Source organism: Cribrihabitans neustonicus, from assembly GCF_048820895.1.
GTDB lineage: Bacteria > Pseudomonadota > Alphaproteobacteria > Rhodobacterales > Rhodobacteraceae > Cribrihabitans_A > Cribrihabitans_A neustonicus.
The window spans coordinates 68,934-87,080 of sequence record NZ_JBMERQ010000003.1 but is presented as its reverse complement, the minus strand read 5'-3'; the positions used below and the strand labels follow the sequence as shown (position 1 = coordinate 87,080).

Here is an 18,147-nt window from a genome sequence, read left to right as displayed (position 1 = left end):
CTGCGGCCGCCCGCTGCCGGGCCGTCGCCGACAAGGCCGCGGGCGCCCGCAACGGAAAACGCCTGCCCGCTTGAACCGCTGCCGCCTTGGCGCTACGGATGCGCCATGCGTATCGTCAGAGACCACCAGTACGTCGAGCCACAGGACCGCGGCGCCACCGTTGCCATCGGCAATTTCGACGGCGTGCACCGCGGCCACCAGTCGGTGATCGAGCTCGCCCGCCAGGCAGTGCCCGGTGCGCCATTGGGTGTGATGACCTTCGAGCCGCACCCGCGCGAGTTCTTCGCCCCGGACACGCCGCCCTTCCGCCTGATGCGCGCAGAAGCGCGGGCGCACCGGCTGGAGAAGCTTGGGGTGGAGCGGCTCTACGAACTGAACTTCAATACCGCCCTGTCGAACCTCACGCCCGAGGAGTTCGCCCGCGATGTGATCGCCGAAGGCCTGGGCTTCGCGCATGTGGTGGTCGGCGCCGATTTCTGCTTCGGCAAGAACCGCGCGGGCAACGCCGAAGACCTGAAACGCTTTGGCCTGAAGTACGGCTTCGGCGTCACCATTGCACCGCTGATGGAATACTCTGAGCACGCGGTCTCCTCCACCGCGATCCGCACCGCGCTGAGCGAGGGCCGCCCCCGCGACGCCAAGGAGATGCTGGGCCACTGGCACCGGATCGAAGGCGTCGTCATCGGCGGCGAGCAGCGCGGGCGCGAGCTGGGCTTCCCCACTGCCAACATGTCGATCGAAGGCCTGCACCAGCCGCGATTCGGCGTCTATGCGGTGCTGGTCGACGTGCTCGCCGGTCCGCATGCAGGCAGCTACCACGGCGCGGCCTCGATCGGGGTGCGGCCGATGTTCGGTGGCGAGGTTCCAAATATCGAAACCTACCTGTTCGACTTTTCCGGCGACCTCTACGGCGCGACGCTTTCGGTCGGGCTGGTCGAGTTCCTGCGCCCCGAGCTGACCTTCGACGGGATCGAGGCGCTTATCGCCCAGATGGATGCCGACTGCGCCAGGGCCCGCGAAATTCTGGCCGCGCTATGACCTGCCGCAAGAGAATGCCGCAAGGCGAAGACGTGATCGACCGTACCGGCCTCGCGCTGCGGTTCTGGGAGAAGAAACCGCTCGCCAAGCTGAACCAGCGCGAATGGGAAGCCCTGTGCGACGGCTGCGGCAAGTGCTGCCTCAATAAGCTGGAGGACGAGGATACCGGCGAGGTCGCCCTCACCCGGGTCGCCTGCCGCCTGCTCGACGATGCCTCCTGCCGCTGTTCGCAATACCCGATCCGCCACCAGTTCGTGCCGGAATGCATCGTGCTGAAGCCGGACAATCTCGACACCCACGCCTACTGGATGCCCGCGACATGCGCCTACCGGCTGCTGTGGGAGGGCAAGCCGCTACCGGAGTGGCACCCGCTGCTCACCGGCACGCCTGAGAGCGTCCACGAGGCGGGTGTTTCGGTGCGCGGCTGGACCGTGTCCGAGTTCGAGATTTCCGAAGAGGAATGGGAAGATTACATTATCGAGGAGCCAACCTGATGCATTTCGCCTCTGACAATTCCGGCCCGGTGCCGCAGCAGATCCTGGACGCGCTGGCGCGCGCTAATCAGGGCTATGCCATGGGCTATGGCGCAGATCGGGAGATGGCGGAAGTGACGGCCCGGATCCGCGAGATCTTCGAGGCTCCGGAGGCCGCGGTCTATCTTGTCGCCACCGGCACCGCCGCCAACGTGCTGGCGCTCTCGACGCTGGCGCAGCCTTGGCAGACCATCTTCTGCACCGGGCCTGCACATATCAACATGGACGAATGCAACGCGCCCGAGTTCTACACCGGCGGCGCCAAGCTGACCCTCGCCACCAGTGCCGACAAGATGACGCCCGCTGATCTGCGCCGCGCCATTGAGGGCGAGGAAACCCGCGGCGTGCACGGCCCCCAGCGCGGCCCGGTTTCGCTCACCCAGGTGACCGAGTTCGGCACCGTCTATACGCTGAACGAGCTGCAAAGCCTCTGCGCGGTGGCGGCCGAATACGGCCTGCCGGTGCATCTGGACGGCGCGCGCTTTGCCAATGCGCTGGTGGCGCTTGGCTGCACACCCGCGGAGATGACCTGGAAGGCCGGCGTCAGCGCGGTCTCCTTCGGCGGCACCAAGAACGGCTGTTTGGGAGTGGAGGCGGTGATCTTCTTCGACCCCGCCCGCGCGCAGGAGTTCGAGTACCGCCGCAAGCGCGGCGCGCATCTGTTTTCCAAGCACCGCTACCTGTCGGCGCAGATGCTGGCTTACCTGAGCGATGATCTCTGGCTGCAAAACGCCCGCGCCGCCAATGCAAACACGGCCGCACTGGCCGAGGGGCTGCGGAAGGCCGGAGCGGAGTTCAGCCATGCGCCCGAGGCCAACATGATCTTCGCCGCCCTGCCCCGCAGCACCCACAAACGGCTGTTCGAGGCCGGCGCCGTCTACCACCTCTGGGACGGCGGCATGGACGGCCCGGACGAGGAGATGGTGACTGCCCGCTTCGTCTGCGACTGGTCGGTGCCGGAAGAAGAAATCCGGGCGTTCCTGTCACTTATTTAAGATCTGCCCTGGCAGCGGCTGCCGGCGTCCCTGCGCCCAATCAAGCGCATCTTCCAGCCGGTCATCGCCCCAGAAAACTTCGCCTGCCACGGAAAAGCTGGGGGCTCCGAAAATACCAAGGCCCATCGCCTCCTCCGTTGCCTCTGCCAGCGCCTGAACGGTTTGGTCCGCCTGCGCCTCTGCCAGCACCCGGGCTGGATCCTGTCCAGCGGCCTCTAGGCTGACGGTCAGGTTCGGGTCCTCGCCCGCGGGCTGGCCGGCCTCGAACCAGCAGCGGTAAGCGGCCTGAGTGTAGGCCTCGCCCCAGCCCTCCGCCGCACCCAGCGCGGCAATCTGGTTGGCCAGCACCAGTTCCGGCAGCGGATACGGCGCGGGCAGCCGCGGCTGCAGGCCGTAGCGCTGCGCCCTGCGTTCGATGTCGCGCCACATGTAGGCGGTCTTTTCCGGCTTATCCTTGAACGGGATGTTGTTTTGCACCGTCATCACATGGCGCACGTTGAAGGGGCGCCAGCGGACCGCGACGCCCGCCTGCGCCGCCGCATCCGCGATCCGCATCACGGTCAGATAGCTGTAGGTGCTGCCGATGGAATACCAGAAATCCAGTCCGGGCATGGGATCCTCCTTCCAGTCATAACCTGAAGTTCAGTCTAGGATCAGGAACCCTGCTGCCAAAGAAAAGATTAGAGGGGGCCGGCGGGAGCGGCTGTTCAGCCTTCCGGCCAGAAGCTGCGCAGCAGCGCGGCGGTCTCCTGGGGGTGGGTTACCGGCAGCATGTGGCCGGCACCCGCCACGATTTCGGCGCGCGCATTGGGCAATCGCCGCGCGATCCCGCGGGCAATTTCCGGCATGACCTTCGGGGAGGCGTCTCCCGCCAACACCAGCGCAGGCATGGTGACCCGTGACAGCGCCTCCGGCGCGAGTGTGCCGGTCTCGTCGTGATAGAGCGTGCGGTAGCTTGCCGGGATCACCGGCATCGCCCGCATCATCGCGGCACGCAGCTGCTCCGGCAGATCGGGCCAGCGCGGCTCGCCGGGGCCCCACATGCGGTTGAACAGCCGCGTCGCCAGCTCGATGTTGCCCTCCTCCCAGGCCGCATCGATCGGCAGGCTTTCCTCCTCCATTGCCGCCAGCATCTCCGGCTGATCGGCGCGGGCCACCGCGAATAGAACCGGCTCGATCAGGGTGAGGGACTTCACCAGTTCCGGCCGTGCCTGCGCCATTCGCAGCGCCACGGTGGCGCCGAAGGAATGGCCGACCAGATCCACCGGCTCATCGACCATCCCAAGCCCAGCCTCGACGTTCAGAGTCTGGTAATTGCCGGCCCCGTCCCAGTCCGGGCTGCGGCCGTGACTCAATAGGTCGAAACCGGTGAGCGTGATCTCCCCTTCCATCTCAGCCGCGAGTGAGCGCCAGGCGCCGGAATGGGCGAGCGAACAATGCACCGCCAGCACCTGCCGCGGCCCCGTGCCAAAGCTGCGGTGGCAGACCTGTGCGCCGCTCACGCCGCCTGCCCCGCCAGATGCGCGTCGAGATCGCTGAGCCGGTCCTGCCCCCAGAACTTCGCCCCATCCGAGGTGATGTAGAAGGGGGCGCCAAACACCCCGGCCGCAACTGCGTCCTCGAGGTTCTGCGCATAGGTCTCCGCGCCGGTCAGAAGACCGCTGTCGGCCAGCACAGGGTCGAAACCGGCGCCCTGCAGGCACTCCCGGATCACGCTGTCTTCGGCGATGTTCTTCTCCTCCGCCCAGCAGGCCCGCAGCAGACCATGCACCAGCGCCCCCATGTCACCGCCCCCCGCGTTCTGCGCCGCGATCACCGCATAAGATGCGGGTGCCGGGTTGGTGGGCCAGTGCGCGGGTCTCAGATTCATAGGCAGGCCCAGCTTGGCCGCCTGGCGCTCCATCTCGATCAGCCTGTACTCCTGGCGTGCCGGATGCCGCTCGCCGGGAGGGGTGCCGCCGGTGCGGGCAAACAGCGCCATGATGTCGAGCGGCTTGTAGGTGACCGTCGCGCCGCGTCCCGCGGCGATCTCCTCCAGCCGGGTTCCTGCCAGATAGGCAAACGGCGAAAGGGTTGAGAAATAATAGTCAACGGCTGCCATAAGTTGTTTCTCCCGCTTTGAACTTTGCGCGAAGTTATGTGCGTGTTAAGCGGGGTTCAATATCACGAATCTGTCACATAGCCATTGCTGCCTGGGGATATCAGCCAATGCCGACCTTGAACGAACCCAAGCTTATTGCTGGGAACGCAAACCTTCCGCTTGCCCAATCCATCGCACGCCGCATGAGCATGCACCGCGGCGTCGACCAGGGGCTGGTGGACGCCCGCGTCGAGCGCTTCAATGACGGCGAGATCTTCGTGGAGGTCTACGAAAACGTCCGCGGCGAGGACATGTTCGTGATCCAGCCGACCTCGAACCCGGCCAACGACAACCTGATGGAGCTCTTGATCATCTCCGATGCGCTGCGCCGCTCTTCCGCACAGCGGATCACCGCGGTGATCCCCTATTTCGGCTATGCCCGCCAGGACCGCCGCACCAAGGCCCGCACCCCGATCTCGGCCAAGCTGGTTGCCAACATGCTGACCGGAGCGGGCATCGAGCGGGTTCTGACGATGGACCTGCACGCCGCCCAGATTCAGGGTTTCTTTGATATTCCCGTCGACAACCTCTATGCCTCGCCGATCTTCGCGCTGGATGTGCGCAACCAGTTCAAGGACAGCATGGGCGATCTGATGGTGGTGTCGCCGGACGTCGGCGGTGTGGCCCGCGCCCGCGAGCTGGCCAAGCGCATCAACGCGCCGCTCTCGATCGTCGACAAGCGCCGCGAGAAAGCCGGCGAGGTGGCCGAGATGACCGTGATCGGCGACGTGAAGGACAAGATCTGCCTGATCATCGACGACATGTGCGACACCGCGGGCACGCTGTGCAAGGCGGCTCAGGTGCTGCTCGACAATGGTGCCCGCGAGGTACACGCCTATATCACCCACGGCGTGATGAGCGGCCCGGCAGTGGAGCGCGTCACCAACTCGGTGATGAAATCGCTGGTGCTGACCGATTCCATCCAGCCGACCGAAGCAGTCAAGGGCGCGCCCAACATCCGCATCCTGCCCACCGCGCCGTTGTTCACCCAGGCGATCCTGAACATCTGGCACGGCACCTCGGTGTCTTCGTTGTTCGAGGACAAGACGCTGATCCCGATCTACGAAAGCCTCTATTCCAACGGCGGCTAAGCGGCCGTCCTCCCCCGGAGTTAAGCCCCGCGCCAGGCGTTGCCTGCACGGGGCTTTTTCATGCCCTCTCCGTCACTTGGAAGCAGCGGGGCCAGTCCCAGGCGCCGGCCCGGCACGGTGACCGCCCGCGAAAAGCCGCCTTCCGCGGCGGCGGCTGGCTGGTTTCGGGTGGACCCGGCCGGCTGCCAGGGGCATAGTCGCTCAAAACCTCGCAGGTCCTTCGGAACGGCGCGCGGGGGGAAAGTTCGAGGACAAGACCCATGCGCGCTGAACACCACCCCGATCAGGCGGACAGACTGCAAACGCTATACACCTATGACATCCTCGACACCCCGCGTGAACGAAGCTTCGACGAAATCGTCGAACTGACCGCGCAGATCTGCGATGCGCCGATATCCGTGATCAACCTGATCGACCAGGACCGGCAGTGGTTCAAGGCCGAGGTCGGGCTGAACGCCCGCAGCACGCCGATCGATACCTCGATATGCGCGCATGTGATCCTCGGCGAGGACTTTACCGAGATCGAGGACACGCTGCAGGACCCAAGAATGTCCGACAACCCGCTGTGCCTCGGCGACCCCGGACTGCGGTTCTATGCCGGGGCGCGGCTTCTTGCGGCGGACGGTCTGCCGCTAGGAACGCTCTGCGTGCTCGACTACAAGCCGCGCAAGCTGACCGCATTGCAGCGCAACACGATCCAGGTTCTGGCACGCCAAGTCATGCATCAGCTGGAGCTGCGGATGGCGCTGAAAAACGTCGAGGTGCTGCGCGCCGAAGCCGATCACCGGGTCAAAAACTCGCTGCAGACGCTGGCCTCAATGGTCCGGTTGCACAGCCGGACCCTAAAAGAGGAGACCGCACGTGAAGCGCTGGACGCGGTCAGCCGCCGGCTCGGCTCGATCAGTGCACTGCACCGGGAATTGCAGGACGCGCCGCTGGGCGGCAAGATCTGCATCTGTTCCTACCTGGAGCGGATCACCGAAGTGCTGCGCGACACCCTTCCGCCGCATGTCCACTTGGTTTGCGACGCGGATGAGATGCTGGTTTCGTCCCACAGCGCGACGGCGCTGGCGATGATCGTGAGCGAATTTGCCGCCAATTCCGTCAAGCATGCCTTCCCGGACGGCCGCACAGGCGAGGTTTCCGTATCGGTCGGGCGGAACGGCAATTCGGTGGTGCTGGAATGCCGCGACAATGGCATCGGCGGCGGCGCAGCCTGTTCGGATGTGTCCGGTGCGGCCACCAGCCTGGGCAGCAGCCTGATGGACGCGGCCGCGGCGCAGCTGCGCGGTGAAATCAGCACCCGGCTGACGCCCGAAGGGTGCATCCTGCAACTGCGCTTTCCGGCCGGCTGACCGCCGCCTCAATCGATCTGCCAGTCGTCGTCGAACGGCAGATCACCGATCGCCAGCCAGCTTGCGCGCAGGCGCGCGGCACGGCTGTCGGACCAGGTGCGGAAGACGATCTCGAAGCTTTCACAGGTGATATTGGCCGCCACCAGCTCGCCGCGGACCGGCGCGGAGGACTGCATGTCCCACATCGAAGGCGAGAGGTGCACTGCCGGCGGGGTGGCGAAAGCCTCGGAAAAGCACACTTCTTTTCGGCGCTCGCGCAGGCCTTCACCCGTCCACATGCTGCCGCCCTGTTCGAAATCGGAAAATACTTCCGTATCGCCCTGATCAATACCGGTGCGGGGGTTACGCAGCCGCTTCATCATCTGTCCCTTGGCCTGCCGTCTTTTTCACAGGCTAGCCAAAGTCCGGCCGAACACCACAGCCAGAACGCCACGCCGCACAGGCAACCGCAGGCCGATGCCGCCGGGCCACAAAAAAACGGCGCCCCGAAGGGCGCCGGTTTCCATTCCGCTGGTCCGGGAACCGGATCAGATCGCCATATGGGTGCCCAGGGCTTCCATATCTGCGAGCAGTTTGGCTGCATCCTCCACCAGGCCGTGCGGCTGGTCTTCCTCTTTCGCGGTCTTGTACATCTCGCGGGCTTCCTCGATCAGCTCGTCGAGCTGCTCGCGGGTCAGCTCGCTCATCGGGATCGCGCGCTCGGCCAGAACCGAGAGGCTGTCGCCTGCGATCTCTGCAAAGCCGCCGGTGACCAGATATTCCGCGTTGCCTTCGGGGCTTTCGACCTTCAGGACGCCGGGGCGCAGGGTGGTGATGGTCGGCGCATGCATGGGCATCGCCGTCATGTCACCCTCGGAGCCAGGGATCAGAACCGCGCTCGCCTGCTGCGAAGCAAGGCTCCGCTCAGGGCTCACGAGATCGAATTGCATCGTTTGTGCCATTGGGGCCTCCTTTCGGGGTTCCCCCGCACCGCGGGCGGCGCGGGGAAAAATCCGTGCTTAGGCGGCTTCCGCTGCCATCTTCTCGGCTTTGGCTTTCACCTCGTCGATGCCGCCCACCATGTAGAAGGCACCTTCCGGCAGATGGTCGTATTCGCCGGCCACAACCGCCTTGAAGGAGGAGATTGTATCTTCCAGCGGCACCTGCACACCGTCCGAACCGGTGAACACCTTCGCCACGTCGAACGGCTGGGACAGGAAACGCTGGATCTTACGCGCGCGCGCAACGGTCAGCTTGTCCTCTTCCGACAGTTCGTCCATGCCGAGGATGGCGATGATGTCCTGCAGCGACTTGTAGCGCTGGAGGATCTGCTGAACGTCGGAAGCAACCTTATAGTGCTCTTCGCCCACGATTGCCGGATCCATCAGACGCGAAGTGGAGTCCAGCGGGTCCACGGCCGGGTAGATGCCCAGTTCGGAGATCGCACGGTTGAGAACGGTGGTTGCGTCCAGGTGGGCAAAGGTGGTTGCCGGTGCCGGGTCGGTAAGGTCGTCCGCGGGAACGTAGACGGCCTGGATCGAGGTGATCGAGCCGTTCTTGGTGGAGGTAATGCGTTCCTGCATCGCGCCCATGTCGGTCGCCAGGGTCGGCTGGTAGCCCACCGCCGAAGGAATACGGCCGAGCAGAGCCGACACTTCCGAACCCGCTTGGGTGAAGCGGAAGATGTTGTCGACGAAGAACAGAACGTCGGTGCCGGACTGGTCGCGGAACTGTTCCGCCAGGGTCAGGCCGGTCAGCGCCACGCGGGCACGGGCCCCCGGAGGCTCGTTCATCTGGCCGTAAACCAGAGCCACCTGCGACTCTTCGAGGTTGTCCGGCTTGATCACGTTGGATTCGATCATCTCGTGGTAGAGGTCGTTCCCTTCGCGGGTCCGCTCCCCCACACCGGCGAACACGGAGTAACCCGAGTGCACCTTTGCGATGTTGTTGATCAGTTCCATGATGAGAACGGTCTTGCCCACGCCGGCGCCGCCGAACAGGCCGATCTTGCCGCCTTTGGAGTAAGGCGCCAGAAGGTCGATCACCTTGATGCCGGTCACCAGGATTTCCGACTCGGTGGACTGCTCGTTGAACTCAGGCGCTTCAGCGTGAATCGGACGGGTCTCGGACGCGTTGACCGGGCCCTGCTCGTCGACGGGCTCACCCACGACGTTCAGGATGCGGCCCAGGGTGGCATTGCCGACCGGGATCGAGATCGGCGCGCCGGTGTCGGTCACTTCCTGGCCGCGCACCAGACCTTCGGTTGCGTCCATTGCGATGCAGCGGACGGTGTTTTCGCCGAGGTGCTGGGACACTTCCAGAACCAGCGTCTTGCCGTGGTTGTCGGTGTTCAGCGCGTTCAGAATTGCGGGCAGGTGGTCGTCGAACTGGACGTCCACAACGGCGCCGATGATCTGGGTCACCTTGCCTTTAGCTTGTGCCATTTGTTGGTCTCCGGGTTGTCTCTTAGAGCGCCTCGGCGCCCGAAATGATTTCAATCAGCTCGTTGGTGATCACGGCCTGGCGGGAGCGGTTGTACTGGATGGTCAGCTTGTCGATCATCTCGCCCGCGTTGCGGGTGGCGTTGTCCATCGCGCTCATCCGGGCGCCCTGTTCGGAGGCGCCGTTTTCCAGCAGGGCAGCGAAGATCTGGGTCGACACGCCGCGCGGCAAGAGGTCCGCAAGGATCCGCTCTTCGCTCGGCTCGTACTCGTAGACCGCGGAGGTGGCTTCCACCTCGCTCTCGTCGTAGGAGGCCGGAATGATCTGCTGCGCCGTCGGGATCTGCGTCACGACGTTGACAAACTCCGAGTAGAAGATCGTCGCCACGTCGAACTCGCCCGCGTCGAACCGGGTCAGGATGTCCCTGGCGATTTTCTGCGCGTCGACGTAGCCGATGCGCTTCACTTCGCTCAGGTCCACATGACCGACGAAATCACCGCTCAGGTCGCGCTTCAGGGCGTCGCGGCCCTTCTTGCCGACGGTGAGGATCTTCACCGTCTTGCCCGCGCCCTTCAGCTCGTTCGCCTTCTGGCGGGCCAGCTTGGCGATGTTCGAGTTGAAGCCGCCGCAGAGGCCGCGCTCGGCAGTCATCACGACCAGGAGGTGAACCTGGTCGCTGCCGGTGCCGCGAAGCAGCTTCGGTGCAGTGTCGCTGCCGCCGACCGAGGCCGCCAGCCCCGCCATCACGGCATTGAACCGCTTGGCGTAGGGCCGGGAATCCTCGGCAGCTTCCTGGGCGCGGCGAAGTTTCGCCGCGGCCACCATTTGCATGGCTTTGGTGATCTTGCGGGTCGATTTGACCGACTCGATCCTGTTCTTAAGGTCCTTGAGAGATGGCATGTCCCGTCTCTCTCCTTATGCGAAGGTTGCGGCGTATTCGTCGATAGCTGCCTTGAGTTTAGCTTCGGCGTCGCCTTTGATTTTCGGGTCCTCGCGAGTGATCCAGTCGAGAACGTCCTGACGCTTGCCGCGCAGATGCGACAGCAGGCCCGCTTCCCAGCGGCCAACGTCCTTCAGGTCAACTTTGTCGAGGTAGCCTTTGGTGCCCGCATAGATGACGCAGACGATTTCGGCGTTGGTCAGCGGCGAGTACTGCGGCTGCTTCATCAGCTCGGTCAGGCGCGCACCGCGGTTCAGCAGCTGCTGGGTGGCGGCGTCGAGGTCGGAGCCGAACTGGGCAAAGGCCGCCATTTCGCGGTACTGCGCCAGCGACAGTTTCACCGGGCCTGCAACCGACTTCATCGCGTTGGTCTGGGCCGAGGAGCCCACGCGCGACACCGACAGACCGGTGTTCACGGCGGGGCGGATGCCCTGGTAGAACAGCTCGGTTTCCAGGAAGATCTGGCCGTCGGTGATCGAGATCACGTTGGTCGGAATAAACGCGGACACGTCGCCGCCCTGGGTTTCGATCACGGGCAGCGCGGTCAGCGAGCCGGCGCCGAATTCCTCGTTCAGCTTCGCCGAACGCTCCAGCAGGCGGGAGTGCAGGTAGAACACGTCGCCCGGGTAGGCTTCACGCCCCGGCGGGCGGCGCAGCAGCAGGGACATCTGGCGGTAGGCCACGGCCTGCTTGGAGAGGTCATCATAGATGATCAGCGCGTGCTTGCCGTTGTCGCGGAAGTATTCGGCCATCGCGGTTGCGGCATAGGGCGCCAGGAACTGCAGCGGCGCCGGGTCGGACGCGGTTGCGGCCACGACGATGGAGTATTCCATCGCGCCGGTCTCTTCCAGCTTCTTCACCAGCTGCGCAACGGTGGAGCGCTTCTGGCCGACCGCGACGTAGACGCAGTACAGCTTCTTGGACTCGTCGTCGCCCGCGGCGTCGTTGTAGGACTTCTGGTTCAGGATGGTGTCGAGCGCCACGGCGGTCTTGCCGGTCTGGCGGTCGCCAATGATCAGCTCGCGCTGGCCGCGGCCGATCGGGATCATCGCGTCGACCGACTTCAGACCGGTCGCCATCGGCTCGTGCACCGACTTACGCGGGATGATGCCGGGCGCCTTGACGTCGGCGACCAGGCGCTGGGAGGCGTTGATCGGGCCTTTGCCGTCCAGCGGGTTGCCGAGGCCGTCAACCACGCGGCCGAGCAGCTCGGGGCCTGCGGGGACGTCCACGATCGAGTTGGTGCGCTTGACGGTGTCGCCTTCTTTGATGTCGCGGTCGGAGCCGAAGATAACCACGCCGACGTTGTCGCTTTCCAGGTTCAGCGCCATGCCCATGATGCCGCCTGGGAATTCGACCATTTCACCGGCCTGAACGTTGTCGAGGCCATAGACGCGGGCAATACCGTCACCAACGGACAGCACGCGGCCGATTTCTGCCACCTCGGCTTCTTGACCAAAATTCTTGATCTGGTCTTTCAGGATCGCAGAAATCTCTGCTGCTTGGATACCCATTTATCCGACCTCTTTCATTGCGTTCTGTAGGGAGTTGAGCTTGGAGCGGATCGAGCTGTCGATCATCTTCGAGCCCACTTTTACGACGAGACCGCCAATGATGCTTTCATCGACGGTTGCATTGATGGTGACTTTCTTGCCCACACGCTCGGCGAGGGTCGTAGCCAGCTTTTCGCTCTGGGTCTTGGTCAGCGCCTTGGCGGAGGTCACCTCGGCGGTGATTTCGCCGCGGGCCGCAGCCAGGCGGGCGCGCAGCGCCTCGATCAGCGCGGGCAGAACGAACAGGCGGCGTTTGTCCGCCATCAGCGCCAGGGTGTTGCGCAGAACGGAATCCAGGCCCATCTTGTCCGCCACGGCGGTGATCGCGGCCCGCTGCTCTTCGCGCGACACCAGGGGCGAGGCGATCAGGCTGCGGAGGTCTTCACTGTCAGCCAGCGCGGCTGCCAGGTCATTGATGCTGGTTTCAAGGCTGTCGAGCGCCTTGTTCTCTTCCGCGATGTCGAACACCGCGGTGGCATAGCGCGCAGCAATGCCTGCAGAAATCGAAGCTGGTTCGGACACGTCCACCCTTCCGATATTATTATGGCCCCGGTGCGCGCACCTCGAGAAAGGCGGCGTCCGGGGGCGTGTGACAGCCCCCGAAAAGGCGGGGCATTGAAATCAGCGTGGGTCTAGCAGAGCAAATCCGACCTATCAACTGTCTATAACGGTTCCGGGCGCAAGCTTGTTCCGAACGATTTCAATGCGTTAAGGAAAGTGAGGCCGATTGGCCATAGTCGGAAAAATAAAATCGCAGCGGCAACCTGTCGTTTTGGCGATTCCGGAATGCCGCTTTGGCGCCCCAGACTGTCACATTTGCGCCATCCGCGGCCTGCGGCGGGCGGCGGGCCACTCCTTATATATAGGCTGAAGCCCGCACGCGGCTGGCACCGGCACGGTCCCGATCAAACCGGTTCCGGCAAGGGGTTGGAGAGCCCCTCCAGCACCCGGATCCGGCTCGGCGTCTTGCGGCGCGTCATGTGGCCGCTTGTCGGGTAGGTCTGCTTGCTCACTTCCACCATGAATACGCCGCCCGCCAGCATCGCGGGCAGCTTGCGGCCCATGCGCTCGAGCAGCGGGCCGGACTTCAGCCAGAAGCGGCGGTGGCTCGGCAGCCGGTAGAGCGCCGCGGTATGCTGCTCGATCGCGAACTGGTGCTGGCGCAGCTGGCCCTCCAGCTGGCGCAGCGTGTAGGGCCGCCCGTAGCCAAAAGGTGTGAGATCCGAGCGGGCCCAGAACCCCGCCCGGTTCGGCACGATGAAAATGGCGCGGCCGCCCGGCCCCAGCACCCGCCAGCATTCCTCCAGAAGACGCGAGGGCCGCTCGGAGGTCTCCAGCCCGTGCAGGAGCACCAGCCGGTCGACGCGGCCGGTATCCAGCGGCCAGTCGGTTTCCTCGCAGAGCACGGAGACATTGGGCATTCCCGCAGGCCACTGCATCACTCCCTGCGGCGCCGGCATCAGCGCTATCACCCGGCGCGCATCGGCCAGATAGGGTCTGAGCAGAGGCGCAGCAAAGCCGAACCCCGCCACCGTCTGACCCTCGGCCTTGGGCCAGAGCTCCTGCAGGCGGCCGCGGATCGAGGCCTGCGCCGCCCGGCCCAGCGTGCTGCGGTAATAGAAGTTCCTCAAATCCTGCACGTCCAGATGCATTGCGGGCGCCTGCTGCTTCGGCCAATCTGGCGGCAGTTTAGCAATGATAAGGCGAATGACCATGCCCCTTGAGATCGTCACCCTGCCCTGCCTTTCGGACAACTACGCCTACCTGATTCACGAGAACGCTAGCGGCCGCACCGCGCTGGTCGACGCGCCTGAGACCGCGGCCATCAGGGCCGAGCTTGAACGCCGCGGCTGGGGGCTCGACTGGATCCTGCTGACCCACCACCACTGGGACCACGTGGACGGCACCGCCGGGCTGGTCGCGACCTATGGCGCCAAGGTGGCTGGCGCGGCGGCTGACGCGGCACGGCTTCCGCCGCTCGACAAACAGCTGAGCGATGGCGAGAGCTTCGATCTTTTCGGCGAGGAAGTTCGGGTGATGGATGTCTCCGGCCACACAGTGGGCCATATCGCCTTCCACATCCCCAGCGCCGAAGCAGTGTTCACCGCCGACAGCCTGATGGCACTTGGCTGCGGCCGGCTGTTCGAAGGCACGCCGGAGCAGATGTGGCAGAGCCTGACACGGCTCGCAGCGCTGCCGCCGGAAACCACTGTGTACTCGGGCCATGAGTATACCCAGTCGAACGCCCGCTTTGCCCTCGCGGTCGACCCCGGAAATGCGGCGCTGAAAGCACGCGCCAAGGACATCGGCGCAGCCCGCGCAGAAGGCCGCCCGACCGTGCCTTCCAAGCTGCAATTGGAGCTTGACACCAATCCCTTCCTGCGTGCCGGTAACGCCGCACTGAAAGCAGAATTGGGGATGGAAGGCGCTGAGGACGTGGCGGTCTTCGCCGAAATCCGCAAGCGTAAAGACAACTTCTGACCCGGGCGCGGGCGCGGGAGCGACCGCCGCGCCTGCTACGCGATAAATAATTGTGACCCGAAAATGAAGAAAAGCCCTTGAAGCCGGCGCGCTATCAACCAAACTCTAACAATATAGACAGATGGTTGAAGAGCGGGGTTTGGTTAACCCCTCCGCGCCCGGCCAACCCAAGATCAGAGGAGCACGCCCGTGCCTTCATTCTCGAGCACCCTGGAACAGGCCATTCACGCAGCGCTGGCGCTGGCGAATGAACGCCGTCACGAATTTGCAACCCTGGAGCACCTGCTCCTGGCCCTGATCGAGGAGCCCGACGCCGCCCGCGTGATGCGTGCCTGCAGCGTCGATCTGTCCGAATTGCGCTCATCCCTGGTGGAATTTGTGGATGAGGACCTCTCCAACCTCGTCACCGACATCGACGGCTCGGAAGCCGTGCCGACCGCCGCCTTCCAGCGGGTAATCCAGCGCGCCGCGATTCACGTGCAGAGCTCCGGCCGTACTGAGGTAACGGGCGCCAACGTGCTGGTTGCGATCTTTGCCGAACGCGAAAGCGATGCCGCCTACTTCCTGCAGGACCAGGAGATGACCCGCTATGACGCGGTGAACTTCATCGCCCATGGCGTCGCCAAGGACCCGGCCTTTGGCGAGGCGCGTCCCGTCTCCGGCGCCCAGGACACCGAGGAGGAGACCGTTTCTTCCCCCTCCGCGGACGGCGAAAAGAAGGAAAGCGCGCTGGCGAAATACTGCGTCGACCTCAACGCCAAGTCCCGCGACGGCGACATCGACCCGCTGATCGGCCGCGAGCCGGAGGTGGAGCGCTGCATCCAGGTGCTGTGCCGCCGCCGCAAGAACAACCCGCTTTTGGTGGGCGACCCCGGCGTCGGCAAGACCGCCATCGCCGAGGGCCTGGCCCGCAAGATTGTCCAGGGCGAGGTGCCGGCGGTGCTGTCGCAGACCACGATCTTCTCGCTCGATATGGGCGCGCTGCTTGCCGGCACCCGCTACCGCGGCGACTTCGAGGAACGCCTGAAGGCCGTGGTCTCCGAGCTGGAGGATCACCCCGACGCGGTGCTCTTCATCGACGAGATCCACACCGTCATCGGCGCAGGCGCCACCTCGGGCGGCGCGATGGATGCCTCCAACCTGCTGAAGCCCGCGCTGCAGGGGGGCAAGCTGCGCACTATGGGCTCCACAACCTACAAGGAGTTCCGCCAGCACTTCGAAAAGGACCGTGCCCTGTCCCGCCGGTTCCAGAAGATCGACGTGAACGAGCCGTCGGTGGAGGATTCCATCGAGATCCTGAAGGGCCTCAAGCCCTATTTCGAGGAGCACCACGGCATCAAGTTCACCGGCGACGCGATCAAAACCGCGGTGGAGCTGTCGGCGCGCTACATCAACGACCGCAAGCTGCCGGACAAGGCCATCGACGTGATCGACGAGGCCGGTGCCGCGCAGCACCTGATCATCGAGAGCAAGCGCCGCAAGACCATCGGTGTCAAGGAGATCGAGGCCGTGGTCGCCAAGATCGCCCGGATCCCGCCCAAAAGCGTCTCCAAGGACGATGCCGAAGTGCTGAAGGACTTGGAAAACTCGCTGAAACGCGTGGTCTTCGGCCAGGACGCGGCGATCACCGCCCTGTCGAGCGCAATCAAACTGGCCCGCGCAGGCCTGCGGGAGCCGGAGAAACCGATCGGCAATTACCTCTTTGCAGGCCCCACCGGCGTCGGCAAGACAGAGGTCGCCAAACAGCTGGCCGACCAGCTGGGCGTGGAACTGCTGCGCTTCGACATGTCGGAGTACATGGAGAAACACGCGGTCTCCCGCCTGATCGGCGCGCCTCCGGGCTACGTCGGCTTCGACCAGGGCGGCCTCCTGACCGATGGCGTCGACCAGCACCCGCACTGCGTGCTGCTGCTCGATGAGATCGAGAAGGCGCACCCCGATGTCTACAACATCCTGCTGCAGGTGATGGACAACGGCCAGCTGACCGATCACAACGGCCGCACGGTGAACTTCCGCAACGTGATCCTGATCATGACCTCCAACGCGGGCGCCTCCGACATGGCGAAGGCCGCCATCGGCTTCGGCCGCGACCGCCGCGAGGGCGAGGACACCGCCGCGATCGAACGCACCTTCACGCCGGAGTTCCGAAACCGCCTCGATGCGGTGATCTCCTTCGCGCCGCTGCCGAAAGAGGTGATCCTGCAGGTGGTCGAGAAATTCGTCCTGCAGCTCGAAGCGCAGCTGATGGACCGCAACGTTTCGATCGAGCTCACCCGCAAGGCGGCCGAGTGGCTGGCCGACAAGGGCTACGACGACAAGATGGGCGCGCGCCCGCTGGGCCGGGTCATCCAGGAGCACATCAAGAAACCGCTGGCGGAAGAGCTGCTGTTCGGCAAGCTCACCAAGGGCGGCATCGTCAAGGTCGGCATCAAGGACGGTAAACTGGACCTGCGGCTCGAAGGGCCGGGCAGCCCGCAGATCTCGGGCAACAAGCCGCCGCTGCTCACCGCCGATTGATGCGCGCTCCTGCGCTCCTGATGCTTCTAACGCTCGCCGCGCCCGCCGCGGCGGGCGGTTTTCGTCTCGAGTTCCCGCTAGACTGCACCTTGGGCGAGGATTGCCACATCCAGCAGTTCGTTGATCACGACCCGGGCCCGGGCGCGCAGGACTTCCGTTGCGGCAGCCTCAGCTATGATGGGCACAAGGGCACCGACATCGCCCTGCCCTACCTTTCGGACATGCAATCGGGCGCCGCCGTGCGTGCTGCCGCAGATGGCGTGGTCGCGGGCACCCGCGACGCTATGCCGGACCGCTATGCGACCGAAGCGAACGCCGAGAGCTTTAAGGGCCGCGAGTGTGGCAACGGCGTGGTGCTGCGCCACGACGGCGGCTGGGAGACCCAGTACTGCCACCTTAAACGCGGCTCGATCCGTGTGGCAAAAGGCACGCGGGTAACGGCGGGCACCGTACTCGGCGAGGTGGGGCTCTCCGGCAAGACGCAGTTCCCGCACCTGCACCTTTCCGTGCGCAAGGATGGCGCGGTGGTTGACCCTTTCGCGCCCCAGAGCCTCGACGGCTGCGGCAGCCCCGCGGGCGAACCCCTCTGGGCCGAGCCCCCCGTCTACCGGCCCGGCGGGCTTCTTGGCGCGGGCTTTGCCAGCGGCCTTCCCGATTACGATGCCATTAAGGCAGGCCAGGCGGATGAATCTCCCCTCCCCGCGGAGGCATCCGCACTGGTGTTCTGGGCCTACGCCTTCGGCGGCCAGGCTGGAGATGTTCTGGAGATCACCGTCTCCGGTCCGGGTGGCGCTCTGGTCGAGCACAGCGAGACCCTGGGCAAGGCGCAGGCGCAGTTCTTCCGCGCAGCAGGCCGGCGATTACACGGCAAAGAACTCGCGCCCGGAGCCTATACCGGCACCGCGGTCCTGCTGCGTGCAGGCCGGGAGGTCGACCGGTTTTCACGCGTCATGACGCTGCCGGACGCGTCGAAATAACCCCAAACCGAAGCGGCAGAGCGGTCCCAACCCGTATCACGGTGCCGCAGCCGGCGTGGCATCGCCCCGGCGGCTGCGCGGCCCAACGGGCGCGAAGGCCGGATAG

At 65.0% G+C, this 18,147-nt stretch carries 18 protein-coding genes; 8 read left to right on the top strand and 10 right to left on the bottom strand.

Annotated features, from left to right (window positions below; genetic code table 11):
* The first annotated feature begins 105 nt into the window (after positions 1–105).
* Genes ACOHWE_RS09865 through ACOHWE_RS09855 form a run of 3 tightly spaced genes read left to right on the top strand, consistent with a single transcriptional unit; the run spans position 106 to position 2,566 of the window.
* Positions 106–1,038 carry a bifunctional riboflavin kinase/FAD synthetase gene (locus ACOHWE_RS09865; RefSeq protein ID WP_420666048.1) on the top strand — a complete coding sequence of 311 codons (933 nt, stop codon included), beginning with the start codon at positions 106–108 and terminating at the stop codon, positions 1,036–1,038.
* Positions 1,039–1,052: 14 nt separating this feature from the next.
* The gene (locus ACOHWE_RS09860) at positions 1,053–1,532 is read left to right on the top strand and encodes a YcgN family cysteine cluster protein (RefSeq protein ID WP_420666047.1); all 480 of its coding nucleotides are present in this window, start codon (positions 1,053–1,055) and stop codon (positions 1,530–1,532) included.
* Complete coding sequence (locus ACOHWE_RS09855; protein ID WP_420666046.1) at positions 1,532–2,566, top strand: threonine aldolase family protein; 1,035 nt, start codon at positions 1,532–1,534, stop codon at positions 2,564–2,566. The genes ACOHWE_RS09860 and ACOHWE_RS09855 overlap by 1 nt, the downstream gene beginning before the upstream one ends.
* Here the strand turns inward: ACOHWE_RS09855 and ACOHWE_RS09850 are convergent.
* The 3 genes from ACOHWE_RS09850 to ACOHWE_RS09840 all read right to left on the bottom strand — a co-directional run bounded on the left by ACOHWE_RS09850 (position 2,555) and on the right by ACOHWE_RS09840 (position 4,667).
* Positions 2,555–3,178 (bottom strand): 2-hydroxychromene-2-carboxylate isomerase, encoded by a 624-nt coding sequence (locus ACOHWE_RS09850; protein WP_420666045.1) that lies wholly within the window; start codon positions 3,176–3,178, stop codon positions 2,555–2,557. The two genes, ACOHWE_RS09855 and ACOHWE_RS09850, sit on opposite strands and share 12 nt — an antisense overlap.
* A 95-nt stretch (positions 3,179–3,273) precedes the next feature.
* Positions 3,274–4,068 carry an alpha/beta fold hydrolase gene (locus ACOHWE_RS09845; protein WP_420666043.1) on the bottom strand — a complete coding sequence of 265 codons (795 nt, stop codon included), beginning with the start codon at positions 4,066–4,068 and terminating at the stop codon, positions 3,274–3,276.
* Entirely contained in the window at positions 4,065–4,667 is a 603-nt protein-coding gene (locus ACOHWE_RS09840; RefSeq protein ID WP_420666041.1) for a 2-hydroxychromene-2-carboxylate isomerase, read from the bottom strand. Before ACOHWE_RS09840 ends, ACOHWE_RS09845 begins: the two co-directional genes overlap by 4 nt.
* A gap of 107 nt (positions 4,668–4,774) precedes the next feature.
* On the opposite strand from ACOHWE_RS09840, the gene ACOHWE_RS09835 reads away from it, so the two are divergent.
* Positions 4,775–5,797, top strand: coding sequence for a ribose-phosphate pyrophosphokinase (locus tag ACOHWE_RS09835; protein WP_420666040.1), 1,023 nt, complete (start codon positions 4,775–4,777; stop codon positions 5,795–5,797).
* 260 nt (positions 5,798–6,057) lie between these two features.
* Entirely contained in the window at positions 6,058–7,152 is a 1,095-nt protein-coding gene (locus tag ACOHWE_RS09830; protein WP_420666039.1) for a sensor histidine kinase, read from the top strand.
* Between the two features lie 8 nt (positions 7,153–7,160).
* Here ACOHWE_RS09830 and ACOHWE_RS09825 read toward each other — a convergent pair whose 3' ends face one another.
* The 7 genes from ACOHWE_RS09825 to ACOHWE_RS09795 form a co-directional block, all read right to left on the bottom strand.
* The gene (locus ACOHWE_RS09825) at positions 7,161–7,511 is read right to left on the bottom strand and encodes an H-type lectin domain-containing protein (RefSeq protein ID WP_420666038.1); all 351 of its coding nucleotides are present in this window, start codon (positions 7,509–7,511) and stop codon (positions 7,161–7,163) included.
* A gap of 168 nt (positions 7,512–7,679) precedes the next feature.
* Positions 7,680–8,093, bottom strand: coding sequence for a F0F1 ATP synthase subunit epsilon (locus tag ACOHWE_RS09820; RefSeq protein ID WP_420666037.1), 414 nt, complete (start codon positions 8,091–8,093; stop codon positions 7,680–7,682).
* 57 nt (positions 8,094–8,150) lie between these two features.
* A complete protein-coding gene (gene atpD / locus ACOHWE_RS09815; RefSeq protein WP_420666035.1) occupies positions 8,151–9,575 on the bottom strand; it encodes a F0F1 ATP synthase subunit beta in 1,425 nt (474 codons plus the stop codon).
* A gap of 22 nt (positions 9,576–9,597) precedes the next feature.
* Positions 9,598–10,473, bottom strand: a complete 876-nt coding sequence (locus ACOHWE_RS09810) for a F0F1 ATP synthase subunit gamma (protein ID WP_420666033.1) — start codon at positions 10,471–10,473, stop codon at positions 9,598–9,600.
* 15 nt (positions 10,474–10,488) lie between these two features.
* The gene (gene atpA, locus ACOHWE_RS09805) at positions 10,489–12,027 is read right to left on the bottom strand and encodes a F0F1 ATP synthase subunit alpha (protein ID WP_420666031.1); all 1,539 of its coding nucleotides are present in this window, start codon (positions 12,025–12,027) and stop codon (positions 10,489–10,491) included.
* The gene (locus tag ACOHWE_RS09800; RefSeq protein WP_420666030.1) at positions 12,028–12,588 is read right to left on the bottom strand and encodes a F0F1 ATP synthase subunit delta; all 561 of its coding nucleotides are present in this window, start codon (positions 12,586–12,588) and stop codon (positions 12,028–12,030) included.
* Between the two features lie 383 nt (positions 12,589–12,971).
* Positions 12,972–13,718 (bottom strand): class I SAM-dependent methyltransferase, encoded by a 747-nt coding sequence (locus ACOHWE_RS09795; RefSeq protein WP_420666028.1) that lies wholly within the window; start codon positions 13,716–13,718, stop codon positions 12,972–12,974.
* A 55-nt stretch (positions 13,719–13,773) separates the two neighbouring features.
* Here ACOHWE_RS09795 and gloB point away from each other — a divergent pair, with 55 nt between their 5' ends.
* The 3 genes from gloB to ACOHWE_RS09780 all read left to right on the top strand — a co-directional run bounded on the left by gloB (position 13,774) and on the right by ACOHWE_RS09780 (position 18,041).
* The gene (gloB, locus tag ACOHWE_RS09790; protein WP_420666027.1) at positions 13,774–14,547 is read left to right on the top strand and encodes a hydroxyacylglutathione hydrolase; all 774 of its coding nucleotides are present in this window, start codon (positions 13,774–13,776) and stop codon (positions 14,545–14,547) included.
* A gap of 189 nt (positions 14,548–14,736) precedes the next feature.
* The gene (clpA, locus tag ACOHWE_RS09785; RefSeq protein ID WP_420666025.1) at positions 14,737–17,064 is read left to right on the top strand and encodes an ATP-dependent Clp protease ATP-binding subunit ClpA; all 2,328 of its coding nucleotides are present in this window, start codon (positions 14,737–14,739) and stop codon (positions 17,062–17,064) included.
* Complete coding sequence (locus ACOHWE_RS09780) at positions 17,064–18,041, top strand: M23 family metallopeptidase (RefSeq protein ID WP_420666024.1); 978 nt, start codon at positions 17,064–17,066, stop codon at positions 18,039–18,041. The genes clpA and ACOHWE_RS09780 overlap by 1 nt, the downstream gene beginning before the upstream one ends.
* Positions 18,042–18,147: the final 106 nt, after the last annotated feature.

Coding starts and splice junctions, on each gene's coding strand:
- ACOHWE_RS09865 (WP_420666048.1), top strand. CDS start 106: ATGCGTATCGTCAGAGACCACCAGTACGTCGAGCCACAGGACCGCGGC.
- ACOHWE_RS09860 (WP_420666047.1), top strand. CDS start 1,053: ATGCCGCAAGGCGAAGACGTGATCGACCGTACCGGCCTCGCGCTGCGG.
- ACOHWE_RS09855 (WP_420666046.1), top strand. CDS start 1,532: ATGCATTTCGCCTCTGACAATTCCGGCCCGGTGCCGCAGCAGATCCTG.
- ACOHWE_RS09850 (WP_420666045.1), bottom strand. CDS start 3,178: ATGCCCGGACTGGATTTCTGGTATTCCATCGGCAGCACCTACAGCTAT.
- ACOHWE_RS09840 (WP_420666041.1), bottom strand. CDS start 4,667: ATGGCAGCCGTTGACTATTATTTCTCAACCCTTTCGCCGTTTGCCTAT.
- ACOHWE_RS09835 (WP_420666040.1), top strand. CDS start 4,775: ATGCCGACCTTGAACGAACCCAAGCTTATTGCTGGGAACGCAAACCTT.
- ACOHWE_RS09830 (WP_420666039.1), top strand. CDS start 6,058: ATGCGCGCTGAACACCACCCCGATCAGGCGGACAGACTGCAAACGCTA.
- ACOHWE_RS09825 (WP_420666038.1), bottom strand. CDS start 7,511: ATGAAGCGGCTGCGTAACCCCCGCACCGGTATTGATCAGGGCGATACG.
- ACOHWE_RS09820 (WP_420666037.1), bottom strand. CDS start 8,093: ATGGCACAAACGATGCAATTCGATCTCGTGAGCCCTGAGCGGAGCCTT.
- atpD (WP_420666035.1), bottom strand. CDS start 9,575: ATGGCACAAGCTAAAGGCAAGGTGACCCAGATCATCGGCGCCGTTGTG.
- ACOHWE_RS09810 (WP_420666033.1), bottom strand. CDS start 10,473: ATGCCATCTCTCAAGGACCTTAAGAACAGGATCGAGTCGGTCAAATCG.
- atpA (WP_420666031.1), bottom strand. CDS start 12,027: ATGGGTATCCAAGCAGCAGAGATTTCTGCGATCCTGAAAGACCAGATC.
- ACOHWE_RS09795 (WP_420666028.1), bottom strand. CDS start 13,718: ATGCATCTGGACGTGCAGGATTTGAGGAACTTCTATTACCGCAGCACG.
- gloB (WP_420666027.1), top strand. CDS start 13,774: ATGACCATGCCCCTTGAGATCGTCACCCTGCCCTGCCTTTCGGACAAC.
- ACOHWE_RS09780 (WP_420666024.1), top strand. CDS start 17,064: ATGCGCGCTCCTGCGCTCCTGATGCTTCTAACGCTCGCCGCGCCCGCC.